The 17,353-nt window shown below is 50.3% G+C and carries 18 protein-coding genes; 9 read left to right on the forward strand and 9 right to left on the reverse strand.

Translation table 11 applies throughout. The features are described 5' to 3' along the window. Positions 1–285: 285 nt before the first annotated feature. On the forward strand, positions 286–1,230 hold the full coding sequence (ltrA, locus tag P0078_RS20660; RefSeq protein WP_282931777.1) for a group II intron reverse transcriptase/maturase: 945 nt from the start codon (positions 286–288) through the stop codon (positions 1,228–1,230). Beyond that, complete coding sequence (locus P0078_RS20665; protein ID WP_282931778.1) at positions 1,215–1,556, forward strand: group II intron maturase-specific domain-containing protein; 342 nt, start codon at positions 1,215–1,217, stop codon at positions 1,554–1,556. Before ltrA ends, P0078_RS20665 begins: the two co-directional genes overlap by 16 nt. A 72-nt stretch (positions 1,557–1,628) precedes the next feature. On the opposite strand, the gene P0078_RS20670 is transcribed toward P0078_RS20665, so the two are convergent. The 9 genes from P0078_RS20670 to P0078_RS20710 form a co-directional block, all read right to left on the reverse strand. After that, positions 1,629–2,120 (reverse strand): hypothetical protein, encoded by a 492-nt coding sequence (locus P0078_RS20670; protein WP_282931779.1) that lies wholly within the window; start codon positions 2,118–2,120, stop codon positions 1,629–1,631. A 96-nt stretch (positions 2,121–2,216) separates the two neighbouring features. Further along, a complete protein-coding gene (locus tag P0078_RS20675) occupies positions 2,217–2,543 on the reverse strand; it encodes a hypothetical protein (RefSeq protein ID WP_282931780.1) in 327 nt (108 codons plus the stop codon). 155 nt (positions 2,544–2,698) lie between these two features. After that, positions 2,699–3,034 carry a hypothetical protein gene (locus P0078_RS20680; protein WP_282931781.1) on the reverse strand — a complete coding sequence of 112 codons (336 nt, stop codon included), beginning with the start codon at positions 3,032–3,034 and terminating at the stop codon, positions 2,699–2,701. 108 nt (positions 3,035–3,142) lie between these two features. Next, a complete protein-coding gene (locus P0078_RS20685; protein ID WP_282931782.1) occupies positions 3,143–3,568 on the reverse strand; it encodes a hypothetical protein in 426 nt (141 codons plus the stop codon). A 992-nt stretch (positions 3,569–4,560) separates the two neighbouring features. Further along, positions 4,561–4,989 (reverse strand): hypothetical protein, encoded by a 429-nt coding sequence (locus tag P0078_RS20690; RefSeq protein WP_282931783.1) that lies wholly within the window; start codon positions 4,987–4,989, stop codon positions 4,561–4,563. Positions 4,990–5,104: 115 nt separating this feature from the next. Further along, on the reverse strand, positions 5,105–5,668 hold the full coding sequence (locus tag P0078_RS20695; protein WP_282931784.1) for a hypothetical protein: 564 nt from the start codon (positions 5,666–5,668) through the stop codon (positions 5,105–5,107). A 63-nt stretch (positions 5,669–5,731) separates the two neighbouring features. Then, positions 5,732–6,142 carry a hypothetical protein gene (locus P0078_RS20700; RefSeq protein ID WP_282931785.1) on the reverse strand — a complete coding sequence of 137 codons (411 nt, stop codon included), beginning with the start codon at positions 6,140–6,142 and terminating at the stop codon, positions 5,732–5,734. 78 nt (positions 6,143–6,220) lie between these two features. Next, a complete protein-coding gene (locus P0078_RS20705) occupies positions 6,221–6,607 on the reverse strand; it encodes a hypothetical protein (RefSeq protein WP_282931786.1) in 387 nt (128 codons plus the stop codon). A 69-nt stretch (positions 6,608–6,676) separates the two neighbouring features. Then, positions 6,677–7,042, reverse strand: a complete 366-nt coding sequence (locus P0078_RS20710; protein WP_282931787.1) for a hypothetical protein — start codon at positions 7,040–7,042, stop codon at positions 6,677–6,679. A gap of 967 nt (positions 7,043–8,009) precedes the next feature. Here P0078_RS20710 and P0078_RS20715 point away from each other — a divergent pair. The 7 genes from P0078_RS20715 (at position 8,010) to P0078_RS20745 (ending at position 17,281) form a co-directional block, all read left to right on the forward strand. Beyond that, on the forward strand, positions 8,010–9,476 hold the full coding sequence (locus tag P0078_RS20715) for a DNA-3-methyladenine glycosylase 2 (protein ID WP_282931788.1): 1,467 nt from the start codon (positions 8,010–8,012) through the stop codon (positions 9,474–9,476). Next, positions 9,473–9,994, forward strand: coding sequence for a methylated-DNA--[protein]-cysteine S-methyltransferase (locus P0078_RS20720; RefSeq protein ID WP_282931789.1), 522 nt, complete (start codon positions 9,473–9,475; stop codon positions 9,992–9,994). The genes P0078_RS20715 and P0078_RS20720 overlap by 4 nt, the downstream gene beginning before the upstream one ends. A gap of 98 nt (positions 9,995–10,092) precedes the next feature. Further along, complete coding sequence (locus tag P0078_RS20725) at positions 10,093–10,629, forward strand: gamma carbonic anhydrase family protein (RefSeq protein ID WP_252085074.1); 537 nt, start codon at positions 10,093–10,095, stop codon at positions 10,627–10,629. Further along, positions 10,622–10,837: a DUF1289 domain-containing protein gene (locus P0078_RS20730; RefSeq protein ID WP_282931790.1), complete on the forward strand. Its 216-nt coding sequence runs from the start codon at positions 10,622–10,624 to the stop codon at positions 10,835–10,837. Before P0078_RS20725 ends, P0078_RS20730 begins: the two co-directional genes overlap by 8 nt. Before the next feature lie 58 nt (positions 10,838–10,895). Next, a complete protein-coding gene (dnaE, locus tag P0078_RS20735; protein ID WP_282931791.1) occupies positions 10,896–14,414 on the forward strand; it encodes a DNA polymerase III subunit alpha in 3,519 nt (1,172 codons plus the stop codon). Positions 14,415–14,507: 93 nt separating this feature from the next. Continuing rightward, a complete protein-coding gene (locus P0078_RS20740) occupies positions 14,508–15,464 on the forward strand; it encodes an acetyl-CoA carboxylase carboxyltransferase subunit alpha (RefSeq protein ID WP_282931792.1) in 957 nt (318 codons plus the stop codon). A gap of 554 nt (positions 15,465–16,018) precedes the next feature. Further along, the gene (locus P0078_RS20745; RefSeq protein WP_282931793.1) at positions 16,019–17,281 is read left to right on the forward strand and encodes a sugar MFS transporter; all 1,263 of its coding nucleotides are present in this window, start codon (positions 16,019–16,021) and stop codon (positions 17,279–17,281) included. The last annotated feature ends 72 nt before the right edge of the window (positions 17,282–17,353 follow it).

Consider the following 17,353-nt stretch of genomic DNA (forward strand, 5'->3'; position numbering starts at 1 on the left):
TCAACCTACTGCTGTAAAGCTGTCAGCGTGGCCGCTGACTCATAAGTAGGCTCAGCCCGCTAGCCACTATCGCGGGGGTAAACAAAATTGGTGGAACACAGCAGCGCCTTGGTCAGTAATGATCAAGGTGATTAAACAGAAGTCAGCCGACGGCATAGTAGCCTAATGCCAAGATTAATACCTTGGATACGGTGAAGGCCTGAACCCAAAATCCACGAGTTAAAAGACAGGGCTAGCTTACGGATATGTTGCCAGCCGGATATAAAATTGACGTAGCGCACTGCCATGACACTCAACTCAAATGAAAATCTGCTTGAAGCCATCCTCAGCAAAGAAAATCTTAATGCTGCATGGAAACACGTGCGAAGCAACAAAGGTGCCGCAGGCATTGACGGGATTACTGTCGATAATTTTGTGCAGCACTTCAAGGCAGTTGGCGACGAGCTCATCGAGACCATTCGACAGGGTCATTACCAGCCGCTTCCCGTCAGGCGCGTCTACATTCGCAAGCCAGATGGTGGCCAGCGTGGTCTCGGGATACCTACGATCTTTGATCGTGTTATTCAGCAGGCTATCGCCCAAATCATCGGTCCCTGTTTCGATAAAACCTTTTCGGAGTTCAGCTATGGATTCCGCCCAAAGCGATCACAGCATCATGCGGTGAAAAAGCTGCGAAAGTATATCGAGGGAGGGAAACGAATAGCAGTGGATGTCGATTTATCCAAATTCTTCGACCGGGTAAATCATGATTTCCTCATGAGTTTACTTGGCCAAAGAATCAGCGATAAGCGCGTACTCAAACTGATCGCAAACTACTTGCGTGCAGGAAGTGTAGAAGATGGATGCTGGAAAGCCTGTCATGAGGGGGTGCCACAAGGTGGCCCTTTATCGCCGCTGCTCTCCAACATTGTACTCCACTTGCTCGACAAAGAGCTGGAAAAACGCCGACACAATTTCGTCCGCTATGCGGACGATTTTGTGATTGTGGTTTCCTCTAAACGCGCGGGTGAACGGGTTATGGCGAGTATTAAACGCTTTGTTGAGCGCAAGCTTAAGCTCAAAGTTAACGATACTAAAAGCCAAGTGGTTCCTGTCAGCCGTTGTAAGTTCCTAGGCTTCTCTTTTCGGGGGCAAAGCTTGTCTGGCATGATAAGTCCCTGCTCCAATTTAAATACCGCGTCCGACAGATTACAGGGCGATCTCGTGGTATCTCTATGGAAAAGAAACTGAAAGAACTTACCGTATACCTCCGTGGTTGGATCAACTATTTTGGAATAGCGCAAGGCTATCAAAAATGTATCGATCTAGACTGCTGGATACGACGGCGATTAAGAATGAGCTATTGGAAGAATTGGCGCAGAGTGAGAACGAAAGTTCGAAATTTACTGCGTATGGGTGTGAGTGAATCGCTGGCAGTTACCTGCGGCTCGTCCGGTAAAAGTTACTGGCGAAGCGCAAAAACTGAGGGTATTCATATTGCGCTCAATAATGAGTTCTTCGAAGGGATGGGTTTGATTTCATTGCGAGATCGTTGGGTAGAGATTCATTACGGATAGGGAACCGCCCATTGCGGACCCGCACGATGGGTGGTGTGGGGGCCGGTAGTTAGAAACTACCGGCTACCCGATTTATATTTTGTAATTTAGCCAACGAAGAACACCCAACCAAAAAGCACCATTAATGAGTGCTTCTGGTTCGTTTTTCTTAAGCCAAGCCACAAAGCTATCTACGTATTGGCTAGGTATATTGTTCTTTATATAAGCTTGATCGTCTATATCTACAGCTCCATTAATACACTCTTGAAACAGATGTAATGACTGAGAAAGCTTCAAGAGATTTGTTGCCATAAAGTCCTGCTCTCCATCCCTCAAGCGAACCACAACAAAGTTACCATTTATACATATAGGGTAATCGTCACGATCAGAGCCGATAGCATAAAGAATTTCATTCTCGTAGTTGATCGCCGGCAACCAGGTTTCTTCATCGCCGAAATACATATTTGGCGCACACCAGTTCGGCAACCCAACTTCTGACATAAAAGCTATAGCTTCGTCATCAAGTCCGATATCGGACAGCCTTGATTTTGGATATTTAGAATATGAGTCAAATAGTTCGTTCATCGCTCAAAAAATATAACGTCGCCATAAAAGGCGAGAAACTTGTTGCGAGTCCAGCGCGTGAAACGCGCAATTTTTCATGGCCTTGTTAAGGCCGTATTACCTCATACAAGCACTATTTGTCAGCCATAAAAACGGCCCAAACAAATCACCAAAAGCCCAGTAAATAGTACCAAACACTGATGAAATATAAATTGCGTGATGAGTCCACTGCTCAAGCGTTGTCCCATTTGAGAGTACAGCATTGAACGTGTCTGGATTTGCATAGGCATAACCTTGCATTAATACAGCCAAACCAACAAGCAGGCCACCAAACCTTGGAGACCAGCAGGCCTCTGAATTAATACCCTCAGCAAATGTCGAGGCGCCTAAAACAAAAACATTTAGGATAATTATCAAAATTATTGGCCAAAGTCTAAATAACACCTAATTTCCTTCTAGTGCCTTAACGCCCGCAACAGGGGCGACCAATGCTATGCACATTTTGTGCGAAACTGGGAGCGCAGCGACCCGCACAAAATGTGCATAGCGTTGGGCGTCCCGCGGAGGCCCGAAGGGCCGGAGCATACTGCTTGCGTTTGTTAGGAATTTTCTCGAATCGGAGTTTTTGAGATAAAACCGCAGTACTCTCCAATTGCCCTCTCTTGATTTTTGCCTTTAGTTTTTCTGACATTTTCGAGCAAAATGTAACCCATATAGATGGACTGGAGATCTGCAACTCGAAATATATCAGTATATCCACCGGCTTTAAGGTTCGCTGAAAGCTCATCAATGGCAATTTGAGCACTTCTCTTGCTGAAATCGCTCGCTCCCCAGCGAGCATTTGGGTTTAAAACGCTCCACTCTATAGATGGGCATAGCTCTTCAGCAGCTGAGCTGTACGATAGTAAAAAAAGAAGAAAAATAGCTGCTCTCATATTATTCCTAACGCCGCAAACAGCGGTCGAAGTAAAGTGGCGCAGCTTTTGCGCAAGCAAAAGGTGTGACGCTTTGCGGCGTCCGCTGCTTTGCCTTGTCAACTGTGCTCACAGGATTACTATTTCGCCATTTTCTTTGATACCACATGGCCACATTCCTCGTTTAAAGAGGTGAAGTATCTCCGTCCACTTCCCAATCTGGTTGGAAGCATTCTCGTGTGCAGCCTGCCTTACGCAGAACAGAGCTGCACCTTTAAAACTCTCAGTATAATCATGCGGGCCATCTATCAAAAGGTGGCGTTTTTCCTTCACTTTTCGAAGTGAGGTGAGCGCGACTTTGTATAATTTCGAAGCTAGTTCTTTGGCACTATCTTTGTCTATATCAGTGACAGTAACTGGAAAAGGATTTGTATCATCTCGACTAGTTGGCAGCCAATCCCAGCGGTAGTCTGTATCCAATACAGAGCTGACAGGCTGAGCTTCAACAAGCCAGTCTATTTCCTCGATCATTTTTAAGAAGTCTGAACTTTCCATGACAGTTAACGCTCGGCTTTGGGGCGGACTTGTAGCTGCGGAGCAGCGGAAAGGCCGTCCCAGCCCCGCAGGGGCGACAACAGCCGCTTGTTATGCATTACTTCCACTTTGGCAAAATTACGTTGTCAGGGTAGTCAGGCGATGTTGTTGACATTCCCCAATAGTAAACGAACGAAACAGGCTCACTTTGATTCTGTAAGTGGCCAACGACAAACCAATGCTGAAACTTGAATAAATTTAATCTTTTTACCTCAACGATATCAGTGACTACGACTGAATCGCCTTGTTTGAGCGTTGCTACAGTATCACCGATGTAGCACTTGTCATTCTTATTCTGCCAGACAATCTCATTTTGGATTGACATTCCCGCTCTGGGAGCTCTACTACAAATGAGGCCATCGCTAGTAAGTATTTTAGTGCCCAGCATATTCTGAAACCGAGCTTCAGAACCCAACCTGTCGACGCTAGTGCAACCTAAAGGCAAGAGACAGAACACAATAATTTTCAATTTACTCATAGATGCATAACGCCGCTAGCAAGGGCAGCCGAAGCAACGCGTAGGCTGTCCAGCCCAACCCCGAAGGGGTTGGGCTGGACAGCCTGGTTATGGCTGGCGCGCTCGGGACCGACTACTAGCACTTTGCCAGCCACAGTTTGGCTGGCCACTGCCCAATATTTACGAGGGAAGAACACAGCACTTCCCCCAACCAATTCCTACCTTATTGGCACTCCACGAAATTGCACCGGGCTGCCTCTTTTTACAACAACCGAGCGAACACTCTAGGAGCGAAACTACTTGAATAGCAATCAGTAAAATTGCTCAACACTGAATGCTATTTAGTGGCACTAAGCTTTCAGTTGCCACGTAAAATCAATAAAACTGACCGCCACAATAACGCCCACAGCAGGGGCGGCTGAAGCGAAGCGTAGGCCGTCCCGCAGAGGCCCCTATAGGGGCCGACGCTAACTGCCTGTGATTGTTAGCATGTTCACTATTTGACTTCAATATCATGACTTTCCCAACTTTCAAAGTGGTTAAACCAACTAAGGATGAAAGAGCCACTAGGAGATTTTTTTACAAAGTAGCCAATTCCTTTGCCTGGCTGTTTGTAAAGGTTTACCTCACATGAGTACTCTGAAGCTCGGACATATTGTGGCGATAACGACTTTAGCACTTCTGGGATATCCTCATGCATTAAAGTGCGCTCTTCTCCATCCTTTATTAACTTCGAGCACTCATTAATTATTTGCTCGTGCTCGATACTGCCATGTTTGCTCAGAAGTTCTTTAGCCTCGCCGATTGAGTTAATAGAGTTTATATCCCACAACCAGACAAACCCTATAGTTAAGAATATAAGGATTGCTGAAACTCCAATTGCTCCAAGAAACAGCCAATGCAGTATTCTATATAAAAATTTCATATTTACTGAATGCTAACGCCTGCATCACCAGCCGGAGGTAATTGGAGGCTTTTTTGCAGCTCTACCGCAAAAAAGGTGCAAATTGCCGGAGGTCGGGTGCATGCCCTGGTTATGTTTATTTCTCGTTCCATGCTAACCCCAATTGGGCTACCACTACAAAATCACTAAATTCTACAAAGAATAAAATGTACTCATCACCGTCATCATCAAGAAATCTTAAAATCGTATGTTCTTGACTAATAAATCTATTCCAAGGGCCATCTTCTTGGTCTGATGTTGAGATAAGACCATAATACTCAATTAGATTCCAATCTAAATTATCCAAAGCCCTAGTTTTGGTATCCGATATTTTCTTATAAATATGATCGATGAATAATTGATAAGTAGTTTTGTAATCAGATTGTCTTTGTTCTATGAGTTTTCCAAACTCACCAATACTTTTTATTGTGTCTTCGACAATAGAGTTTAAACCAGTATTCTTTTCGACAAGTGTTGCACTAAATATCCTTTTCGGATAGCCGATCACACACCTTAATGCATTGAGGAAGCCATTCAACTCAATTACTGCAGGCTCTGCTCTATGAATTTCAAGATTATTTGTTTTAATGGAACGACCTCTCAAAAAACTTAACGCCAAGCTAAACGGCACAAAAAGTTGTGGTAAAGTGAAATGTGCCATGGCTTTTTGTGTCCGGTGGAGCACCAACGATGCAGAACGAATTTGAACGCCTTGTTATGTATATTAAGCTGAATAATTTTGATAAACCAAAAATACTAACGCACCTGCTAGAAAAACCCATGAAATATACTTACTAAAAATACCTTCTGCAGTTTGAATGCTAACTTCTAAGAGTTTTTTAGAAGTGTTACTTGGGCTAAGCATAGGGATAGAAACAAATACACTTTCATTTGGCTTAACTAATGAAAGACTTCCATCTGAATCACACCCTATAAACTCGCCCTGAGCATCATAGTAAGAAAGATTGCAGTCAACAAAGGATAGAGCTTTTCCTCCTATGTTTTTTAGCTCAATCTGCACATCTTTTTCATATATAGTTTTTCCCTCTTCGGTTACTCCGCGAACAGGTTTAATTGCCATACCACACACTTTTATCTCAGGTGGTAATTTTTTAATCTCGATATCTTTAATCATGGTGATGCATAACGCCGCCAGCAGGGGACGAAAAACCAGAGCGAAGCGGCGGTTTTTTGTTCCCTCTGGCTGGCCTTGTTAGGAGTATTTGATTTGATGCTGTTCATTTCCAGCTACCTCGACCATGCTCTTAAATACCCAACGGTACTCAGACTCAAAACCTACCATAAACCGTTTGAGATTGCTCAATAGGGTGATGGCCTCCTGCCAGGATATGCTGGCCTTGTGCTTCTCTGTTTTCGGTGAAGATATGCCTGTTATTGGACTTACATACTCACTTTTTATGTATGACTCTATTGAGGCCGACTTATAAAATTTGAAGCCATCAGTCTCATCACTGGCATAATTATCAATGGTAAATATTAGTTCGTGCTGCGTACCTTCAGTGTCTCGAAAAGATGCACTCAAAGATCCACCGTCACGATAGACATCAAGTGATAACAACTCAGATACTTCGGGAGTCATCTTTACTCCTAACGCCGTTAGCACCGGAGCAGCGTCAGCTGATTCCGGTGCCTGACCTGGTTATGTGTTTTACTTGAGCAATACACTTTTTAGTTGCTCCTCGTCCTCGCCATATTCTTTTACGAGATATTCTACTAACTCTAGAACACTAGCTCCAATACGATTAATGGAATTAAGATCATCTATGTCGTAGGTGATAAAAACTGGACTGCCGTTTTCTAAATAGAACCCCGTAATACTGTAATCACTCTCCCAAATAGGAATAACATCGATACCTTGAGGAGAAAAGTCTTCGTTTTCTAGCGAATATTTTAAGGGCGTGAATCTATACTCCAAATCTTCGTGAACGAATTCACCGTTCATAAGATTATGAATGGCATCAGGGAATTCCAGGTTTTTGATTTCTTTATCTCTTTTCTCTCCGATGATTATCATCTGACCTATTCCTTACACATAACAGTTATATAGTAATCATTCTGATCACTATTATCCTGATTACTATCCTGGAATCAATCTTACGCCTTGGCTAAAAAATGTTATTCAAATCAAAAGATTATTTGCTTTTATGTCAGTCGTACCAAATGTAAAAATGATCACTTTGACTACTATCCCCAAAAAAGACTACCTTTGTAACTCATTGTATTTCATCAAATTTTTTCCTGATAAAGCTATTCTGCAAAAATAACAGTCAAGATGATCAAAAATACCCCTGTATGCCCATTAATTGTTAGCGACCGTTAGTGCAGATAGGGCTGGGATTGAGCAACAGCTATGGCCTGGGTATTTCAAATGTATAGAGCCGCTGAATAATTTCATGATACTTCTGGCTAACCGGGCGTTTCACAATCAAGATGCGGTTCGACGGAAATGTCTGGACCGTTACAACGTCGTGGTGCAGGTTGCTAATAACTCTACAAGCGTCGAAGGGTGTGTCTTGAAGGCGATAGCTGCTGCATTACGGGGTTTGCAAAGCATTAGGTCCATTTGCATCGAGTTGCGCTTACTACTTATAGCCTTCAAGGTGCGCATAGAATGAGTGGCTCCGTTGCGATTGCCTTGCGTTATAGATTGCCTTGAGCATTTACGTTTCAGGGTTTGTATCAATTAACGTTCCTGATGGGGAGTAGGGCTATTCCGGGGCTGTTTAATCCACTTACGAATACCTCCCTAGAATGGTTAAAAGCCTCCGTTTTATCAGTTTATTTAAAGAATAATCTTTAGGTGTGACTTATCGGCCGAGGGGCTTTTTGCGTAAGGTAGTCAAGAGTATCTAATTGGCTTCCCTCTCTCAGGCCGCGGCTGCCTGACTTATAAGTCTACAGCCCAAAATGGTCAGTTCCGTTTATGACTAGTTCCGATACCGTCCAATCCATACACTGGTAGTCAGAAACGAGAGAGACTTATGAAGATTGATGCAGCAGTTTGCTCCAGTGCGCGATTGGCCCGAGACCGGCGCTTTGATGGGCGCTTCTATACCGCAGTGAAAACAACCGGCATTTTCTGCCGCCCGATCTGTCCCGCTCGGCCACCGCTGGAGCGCAATGTCACTTATTTCGAGACTGCGGCGGAGGCGGCCAATGCGGGCTTTAGGCCTTGTCTGCGCTGTCGCCCCGATTCTGCGCCGGGCAGTCCAGCTTGGGGATTGGTTTCGACCACCGTACAGCGCGCTTTAAAACTGATGCGCAGTGAACGCGAGCCTCAATCTGTGGAGCGGCTTGCAGAGCGTCTCGGGGTCAGCAGCCGCTATTTACGCCGTCTGTTCTCTGAACACCTGGGGGTAAGTCCCTTAGCGGTTTGGCAAACCGAGCGGGCACTGTTTGCTTTTCGTTTACTGCGAGATACGGACCTGCCTATTGCTGAAATAGCCTACGAGTCCGGTTTTAACAGCTTGAGACGCTTTAACGGCGTATTCAAACAGATCTACAAACGCACCCCATCCGAGGTGCGCAGGGAGGGACACGCAGTGCGCGCGGAGAAGGCGAGTGCCACACGGGTGCGGTTGTACCTGGATTACCGCCCGCCATTAGATTGGCAACAACTCCTGGCTTTCTTGGGAACTCGCGCTTTGGCGGGGGTAGAGCAGGTGGAGGGGGAGGTCTATTCACGCAGTTTCGAGCTGGATGCCTGTCGCGGCGTGATGGAGGTTTCTCATGATCCGGAACGCAATCGCCTGGTAGTGGAGATATTTGGCCAGGAAGGTGGGGCAGGGTTATATCTACTGAACCAGCGCCTGCGCCGGTTGTTTGATCTGGATGCGGATATTGAAGAGATCCAGACGGTATTAAATGAAGATCCACTGCTGGCGGATCAGTTGGCGAAGAATCCGGGCCTGCGCTTGCCCGGTGCCTGGGACCCATTCGAATATGCACTGCGGGCGATTCTCGGTCAGCAGATCAGTGTCGCGGCGGCGACCACTATTGCCGGACGTATCGTGGCCCGCTACGGGGAGTCTTTTGTGGACGATGCTGGCAGAGAGCGGTTTTTATTCCCAACGGCGGAGCGTCTCGCTGAGGCGGACTTTGCCGATCTGGGCTTGACCCGGGCTCGGATGAAAACCCTGCAGGAGTTTGTCGCCGCAACTTTGGATGGCCGTGTGAGTTTTGCCGATCAGTCCCTGGAGGATTGGTGCAATCAAGCCACGGCACGGCCGGGTATTGGCGATTGGACGGCGCATTATATTGCTATGCGTGGCCTGTCGATGCCGGATGCTTTCCCCGCGTCGGATTTGGGTATTCTGCAAGCCCTGGGCAGTGATGGCGAAAAGGCAAAACCCAAGCAGGCCCTGGAGCGGGCAGAGCAGTGGCGGCCCTGGCGGGCATATGGAGCCATTTTGTTGTGGCAGTCCCTGAAATCTGGAGAGAAAAAATGATTGTCTATGAGAGTTACACCACGGAATTGGGGGATGTTGCCATCGCGGCCTGCGAGCAAGAGGGAGAGGGTCTCTCCCGAGGTATAGTTGCACTCCAGTTTTATGACGATGAACGACCATTGCGTTTGGGGGCCGGTTGGCAGCGGGGCGCCTCGGAGCTGACAGATTTGGCCGCCCAGCAGTTGCGGGAATATATCGCTGGCCAGCGCAAAAGCTTTGATTTGCCTCTGGCGCCAAAGGGTACTGAATTTCAGTGCCGAGTTTGGGATGCGCTGTTGCAAATTCCCTTTGGCGAAACCCGCAGTTACAGCCAGCAAGCCCAGTGGCTGGGCCAGCCCCGCGCTATCCGTGCAGTGGCGCGGGCCAATGGTGCGAACCCGATTGCCATCGTTATTCCCTGCCACCGTGTAATCGGAGCTAATGGCAGCCTTACCGGCTACGCCGGCGGCCTGTCTTTGAAAGCGCGCTTGCTCACTCTTGAGGGTGCCAACTTTGTTCAGCAGGGCGAGCTGCTCTAGCGGGTAATATTGGGAAAAGCGCAATCATCTCTCCCTAGCCACGGCCTCTTTGGCGCGAGATAATAAGCGGTTCATAATCATATCGAGCTGGAGGCCAAATGCTGTACAGATTGGGGGATAAACAGCCACAACTGGAAGGTGAGGGCCACTATATTGCGCCCGGTGCCCATGTGATTGGAGATGTGCGTATGCTTGCGCACAGCTCCGTATGGTTTAACGCGGTGGTGCGCGGCGACTGTGCGCCGATCACTATCGGTGAATACAGCAACGTACAGGATGGCTCGGTTCTGCATGCCGATGTGGGTGTGCCATTAACCATCGGTACCGGTGTCACCGTAGGCCATAAAGTGATGCTGCACGGCTGTGACATTGGTGATTACAGCCTGATTGGTATCAATGCCGTGATCTTAAACCGGGCCAAAATCGGCAAGTGCTGTATCATTGGCGCCAATGCGTTGGTGACCGAGGGCACAGAAATTCCCGATTACTCTATGGTGCTGGGCTCTCCCGGCAAGGTAGTAAAATCTCTCGATCCCGCCACCTACGAGCTGCTCAAAGCCAGCAGCGATCACTATGCGGCCAACGGCAAACATTTCGCCAGTGAATTGGTCCCGCTTGAGGCTAAAGATGTCTGAACAACCGGTAAAAACCGTGCAGCCGAAAGAGCGCCCGGTTAAATCCCCCTGTATCTCCGTATGTGCCCTGAATGAGCAGGACCTGTGCGAGGGCTGTTTTCGCAGTGGAAACGAAATCAGCCGCTGGGGCTCCATGGATAACGATGAGCGCCGTGCAGTGTTAAAGCTCTGCACCGAGCGCGCGCGGCAAATGGGCCGAATCTGGTAAACAATCGATAGCGCTTTGTCGGGGCCGGGCCTCGCAGGGCCCGGAACTAAATGCGACTATGACCCAACCCTTTGTCCACCTAAGAATTCACTCAGAATTTTCCCTGATCGATGGCCTGGTAAGAATCAAGCCGGCCATCGCCCGCGCCCAGGAGCTGGAAATGCCAGCCCTGGCGATTACCGACCAGTGCAACCTTTACGGGCAGATCAAATTCTACCGGGCCTGTTTGGGCTCCGGTATCAAGCCGATTACCGCAGCGGATTTTTGGCTCAGCGAAGGCGGCGAGGGCAAGCCAACGCTGATCACGCTCTATGCGATGAACGCCGATGGTTACCGCAATATTACCGAGCTGATTTCCCGGGCCTGGATGGAAGGCCAGTACCACGGTAACGCCTATATCAAACGCGAATGGGTTAAAGAGTACAGCGAAGGGGTGCTGATGCTGTCTGGTGCCAAGTACGGCGATGTGGGCCGTGCCTTGGTAGCGGGGCGCCGCGCCCAGGCAGAGGAGCTGGCACGGGAGTGGGCAGAGTTATTTCCCGGCCGCTACTACCTGGAATTACAGCGCACTGGTCGCGCCGGCGATGAGGACTACCTGCACTCGGCGGTGAAGTTGGCCCAGAATCTGAACTTGCCCGTGGTAGCCACTAACGACGTGCGCTTTATGGGCGAGAGCGAGTTCGAGGCCCACGAGGTGCGCGTCTGTATCCATGAAGGCCGCGCTCTCGATGACCCCCGCCGCGAACGCCGCTACTCCGCGCAGCAGTATTTCCGCACACCGGAAGAAATGTGGGAGCTGTTTGGCGATATCCCCGAAGCCCTGGAAAACACCGTGGAGATCGCCAAGCGCTGCTCCGCACCGATCCAGCTGGGTAAGTACTTCCTGCCGGAATACCCGATTCCCGAGGGTATGACCGAAGACCAGTTCTTCGAAAAGGTCTCCTATGAAGGTATGGAGCGGCGTCTCGCCACCATCCTCGACAAATCCGCTGCGGACTATGCCGAGCGCCGCCAGGTCTACGAAGACCGCCTGCGCTTTGAACTGGATATCATTATCCAGATGGGATTCCCCGGTTACTTCCTGATCGTAATGGACTTTATCCAGTGGGCCAAAGACCACGATATCCCGGTGGGCCCGGGGCGGGGTTCCGGTGCCGGCTCCCTGGTGGCCTACTCGCTGGATATTACCGATCTGGACCCGCTGCAATACGATCTGCTGTTCGAACGATTCCTGAACCCGGAGCGGGTGTCGATGCCCGACTTCGATATCGACTTCTGTATGGAGAAGCGCGACCGGGTAATTGGCTACGTTGCGGATAACTATGGCCGCCAAGCGGTGAGCCAGATTATTACCTTCGGAACCATGGCCGCGAAGGCGGTGGTGCGAGACGTGGCGCGGGTGCAGGGCAAGTCCTACGGCCTCGCCGACAAGCTGTCCAAAATGATTCCCCCCGATGTGGGCATGACCCTGCAAAAGGCCTTCGACCAGGAAGAGATCCTGCGGGAATTCCTCGACCACGACGATGAGGGCCAGGAAATCTGGGAGATGGCCCTGCAACTCGAAGGGGTCTCCCGTAACGTGGGCAAGCACGCCGGTGGTGTGGTTATCGCCCCCACCAAGCTCACCGACTTTGCGCCGCTCTACTGTGACGAGACCGGCGCGGGTCTGGTAACCCAGTTCGACAAAAACGATGTGGAAGATGCGGGCCTGGTGAAGTTTGACTTCCTCGGCCTGCGGACGCTGACCATCATCGATTGGGCCAAGCGCATGGTGGACGAGACCCGTGCGCGCGTGGGTGAGGAACCCCTGGATATTGCCGCGCTGCCGCTGGACGATGAAGAAACCTTCAAAATGCTCAAACGGGCAGAGACCACGGCGGTATTCCAGCTGGAATCCAGGGGTATGAAGGACCTGATCAAGCGCCTACAGCCGGACAACCTGGAAGATATGATCGCCCTGGTGGCCCTGTTCCGTCCGGGTCCGCTGCAATCGGGCATGGTTGATGACTTTATTAACCGTAAGCACGGTCGCGCCCAGGTGGCCTATCCGGATGCCAAATACCAGCATGAAAAACTGCAACCGATCCTGGAGCCCACTTACGGGGTTATTGTTTACCAGGAACAGGTGATGCAGATCGCCCAGGAGTTGGCGGGCTATACCCTCGGTGGCGCCGACCTGTTGCGACGGGCGATGGGTAAAAAGAAACCGGAGGAAATGGCCAAACAGAGGGCCACTTTTGAAAATGGGGCAAAAGAGCAAGGAATTGACCCCGAACTTGCGATTAAGATCTTCGACCTGGTAGAGAAGTTCGCAGGCTATGGTTTTAACAAATCGCACTCTGCGGCTTACGCACTGGTGTCATACCAGACCGCTTGGCTGAAAGCGCACTATCCCGCCCAGTTTATGGCGGCGACCATGTCTTCGGATATGGATAAGACCGATAAGGTGGTGACCTTTATCGAAGAGTGCCGAGCCATGGAGCTGGTGCTGGTGCCGCCGGATGTGAATCTGGGCAGCTTCCAGTTCTCGGTGGATATCGACAATCGCATTATCTACGGTCTCGGTGCGATTAAGGGCCTGGGTGAAGGTCCGATTGAAAATATTATTGCGGCGCGGGAAGAGGGTGGTCCCTTTACCGATTTGTTCGATTTCTGCTCGCGGGTTGACCCGCGCAAGGTGAACAAGCGCGCGCTGGAGGCACTGGTGCGCTCTGGGGCACTGGACAGCATAGGCCCGGATACCAATGGTGCCGACGGCTTGGATTATTCCCGCGCTGTGCTGTTTAACGCGCTGGATGAAGCGGTAAAAGCGGCGGAACAGCAAAAGGCCAATGCCAATGCGGGCATGATGGACCTGTTTGGCGAAGTGGTGCCCCAGGCATCGGAAGGCGATGTGTACGAGGATTTCCGCCGCACACGCTGCTGGAGTATCCGCGAGCGCCTGGAAGGCGAAAAGAATACCCTGGGTCTGTATCTAACCGGGCACCCGATTGACGAGTATGCCGGTGAGTTACAACACCTGGTGAAGGCGCGAATCGCCGATTTGAAACCCGGCCGGGAATCGCAAAAAGTTGCGGGCCTGGTTGTGGCGATGCGGGTAATGAAAACAAAACGCGGTGATTCCATGGCTATTGTTACCCTGGATGACCGCAGTGGCCGTATTGAAGCGGCCATGTTCAGCGAGGCCTTTGGCGAACATCGAGACAAGTTGGCCAAAGATGCTCTGCTGGTATTGGATGGACCGGTTGCCACTGACGATTACAGCGGCGGCCTGAAGATGACAGTAAACAGCGTTTCCACGCTCGATGAGTTGCGCCAGAGCCGGGTGACCGGGGTGCGCTTGCGAGTGGATAGCGGCAGTGTGGCACCGGGGCTGGCCAAGCGGCTGGCCGCTTGCCTGCAACCCTATACCGGTGGTCAGTGCGGGGTCAGCCTTGAGGTTTCCCGCCACGATGCCCGGGGCTTGTACCGACTGCCGCCGCAGTGGAACGTAGAACCAAACGACCAGATGGTCCAGTCCCTCAGGGAACTGTTGGGACGTGAGCAGGTGGCGCTTCAATACGCACAACGGCGTTAAAATCTACCGGGCTCGACTGGCTGGTTCTGTACAGTTAAGCTATGCCGCTGTGATAGCCCGGTGGTAACAAAAAGAGTTAAAGGCGCAGATTTCATGAATTTTAATTTTCTCGAGTTTGAGCAGCCAATTGCAGAGCTGGAAGGCAAGATAAAAGAGCTGCAGCTTGTGGGTGATGACAACGAGCTGAATATCGCCGATGAAGTTACCCGGTTGCGGGAGAAGAGTAGAACTTTGACCGAGTCCATCTACTCCGACCTGAGCCCATGGCAGGTCGTACAGGTAGCCCGCCATCCGCAACGTCCCTATTCAAAAGACTATATCGAGCGTTTGTTTACCGATTGGGATGAGCTGCACGGCGACCGCCACTTTGGTGATGACAAGGCGATTATCGCCGGTATCGCGCGCTTAAATGGCAAGCCGGTAGCGGTGATTGGTGAAGAGAAAGGCCGCTCTGTAAACGAGAAGGTTGCGCGCAACTTTGGTATGCCGAAGCCGGAGGGTTACCGCAAAGCCCTGCGTGTTATGGAAATGGCCGAGCGCTTTAAAATGCCGGTGCTGACCCTGATCGACACCCCGGGAGCCTATCCGGGTATCGACAGTGAAGAGCGCGGTATCAGTGAAGCCATCGCCCAGAACCTGGCAGTGATGTCCCGCCTGCGCACGCCGATTATTTGTACCGTGATTGGTGAAGGTTCCTCCGGTGGTGCACTGGCGATCGGTGTGGGTGACCAGCTGAACATGCTGCAGTACTCCACCTACTTTGTGATTTCCCCTGAGGGTTGCGCCAACATTATCTGGAAAACTGTTGAGAAAGCGCCTTTGGCCGCTGAGGCGATGGGGGTGACCTCCAGCGTGTTGGAAGAGTTGGGTATTGTGGATGAAACCATCCCCGAACCTCTCGGTGGCGCTCACCGCGATCCAGATGCAATGGCCAATAACCTCAAAGACCGTCTCAGCGAGCAGCTGGACCAGCTGAGCAGCATCCCCATTGATGAGCTGCTGGAGAAGCGCTATCAGCGCCTGATGAGCTACGGCAATATCGTTTCCTAAGCTGCTTTTTTGCTTTAGGGAGTTGTTCGGAGGCTCCCTAGATCCTTTCCTGCCGCGCCAAGTGTATAAAAGTATTGCCCTTGTGTGCGGTTGGTGTTTCCTTCCTGGTCCCTTCTTTCCCTGCTCATAGATACTTGCGCTTGTGTGTCATTTTCCGCGCGATTGAGTTTTCATTTCGCTGTCCCTCTGCCTGAAAAAAAACCACTATTTACAGAGCTGCCTTGTGGTCAGTCTCCTCTATGTGGCTAGGTTATTGGACTCCCGGGAAGTCTTAGAAGGAAATAAAGTACTCAAACAGGTTGATCTACTCTTTCGATGGAGGCCGTTGAGAAAGCGGTTCAGCTGGCCCGATAGCAGACAGTCTGAAGCTTGGCGGCCGCTGTATGTCCACGCTGCCCCCATTTTGAACCCCCTTATCGAAAAGGCCTCTGAGACGGCGCTGCCTCCATGATAGAAAGTACCAACAATAAAGATTGGTGCAAAAGGCACAGGTTTGCCCGGCTGAAAATATCGACCGGTGAAGCCTGTGAGCTGAAGTCTCAGGATTAATAATTATGGCAATAATGCAGAGTAATACAGCAACGGATGCTGCGCAGATACCGACGGGTGACCAGTCGGGGCACAGGTTTGCCCTGGTGGCGCTGACCTCACTATTTTTTATGTGGGGATTTATCACCTGCCTGAATGATATTTTGATTCCCTACTTGAAAGGGATTTTCGAGCTGAACTATGCCCAGGCAATGCTGGTGCAGTTCTGCTTTTTTGGTGCTTATTTCCTGGTTTCCCTGCCTGCCGGTGCCCTGGTCAGTAAAATTGGTTATCAGAAAGGGATTGTGACTGGCTTAAGTATTTCGGTGGTTGGCTGTTTGCTGTTTATCCCCGCTGAAAGAATGGAAGTTTATGCACTGTTCCTCGGTGCTCTGTTTATTCTGGCTTCCGGTATTACTATTTTACAGGTTTCCGCCAACCCTTATGTGACAGCACTGGGCGATGAGCGCACGGCGCCCAGCCGCCTGACCCTGACCCAAGGTTTTAACTCCCTGGGTACCACTATCGCCCCTCAATTTGGTGCATTGCTGATTTTACCCGCTGCCGGCGTTGCAGCGGGTGCTGCCAGCGCTGCGGTTATTGAAGTTCCCTACCTGATCCTGGCGTCCGCGCTGGCGATCCTGGCTATCGTCTTCGCATTTTTGAATTTGCCAAAAATTGTCAGCAGCGCAACCTCCGCTGCAGCTTCCAATGCCGAAGCCGCTTCCGCCTGGAGCTACCGCCACTTGGTATTGGGTGCGATCGCTATTTTTGTCTACGTGGGTGCTGAAGTCTCTATCGGCAGCTTCCTGGTGAACTTTATCGCTGAGGATTCCATCGCCGGCTTGGAAGAGTCTGAAGCTGCCTTCTATATCTCCCTGTATTGGGGTGGCGCTATGGTCGGTCGCTTTGCCGGCGCTTTAATTATGCGCTTTATCTCTGCTGGCAAAGTGCTCGCAATCTGCTCTATCGGCTCCTGTGTACTGTTGTTGATTACTGTTACGGGTAGCGGCTATCTGGCGATGTGGGCGGTACTGGCTGTGGGTCTGTGCAACTCTATTATGTTCCCGACTATCTTTAGTTTGGCTCTGGCCAAGCTGGGCCCATCGACCAGTCAGGGCTCCGGAATCTTATGCCTGGCCATTGTAGGCGGTGCCATTGTGCCGTTGTTGCAGGGGCTTCTGGCTGACCAGATTGGTATCCAATTGGCGTTCGTTCTGCCGATCTTCTGTTACCTCTATATTCTCTACTACGGTCTCTCTGGACACCGTACAGATAAACGCGCTTAAGTTTCTTTTCTTCTCTTCTGAGCTCGTTTGCCGGCATTTTTATGCCGGCTTTTTTGTGTCCGGAATAAATGG

The organism is Microbulbifer sp. VAAF005 (assembly GCF_030012985.1).
In the GTDB taxonomy this organism is placed as follows: domain Bacteria; phylum Pseudomonadota; class Gammaproteobacteria; order Pseudomonadales; family Cellvibrionaceae; genus Microbulbifer.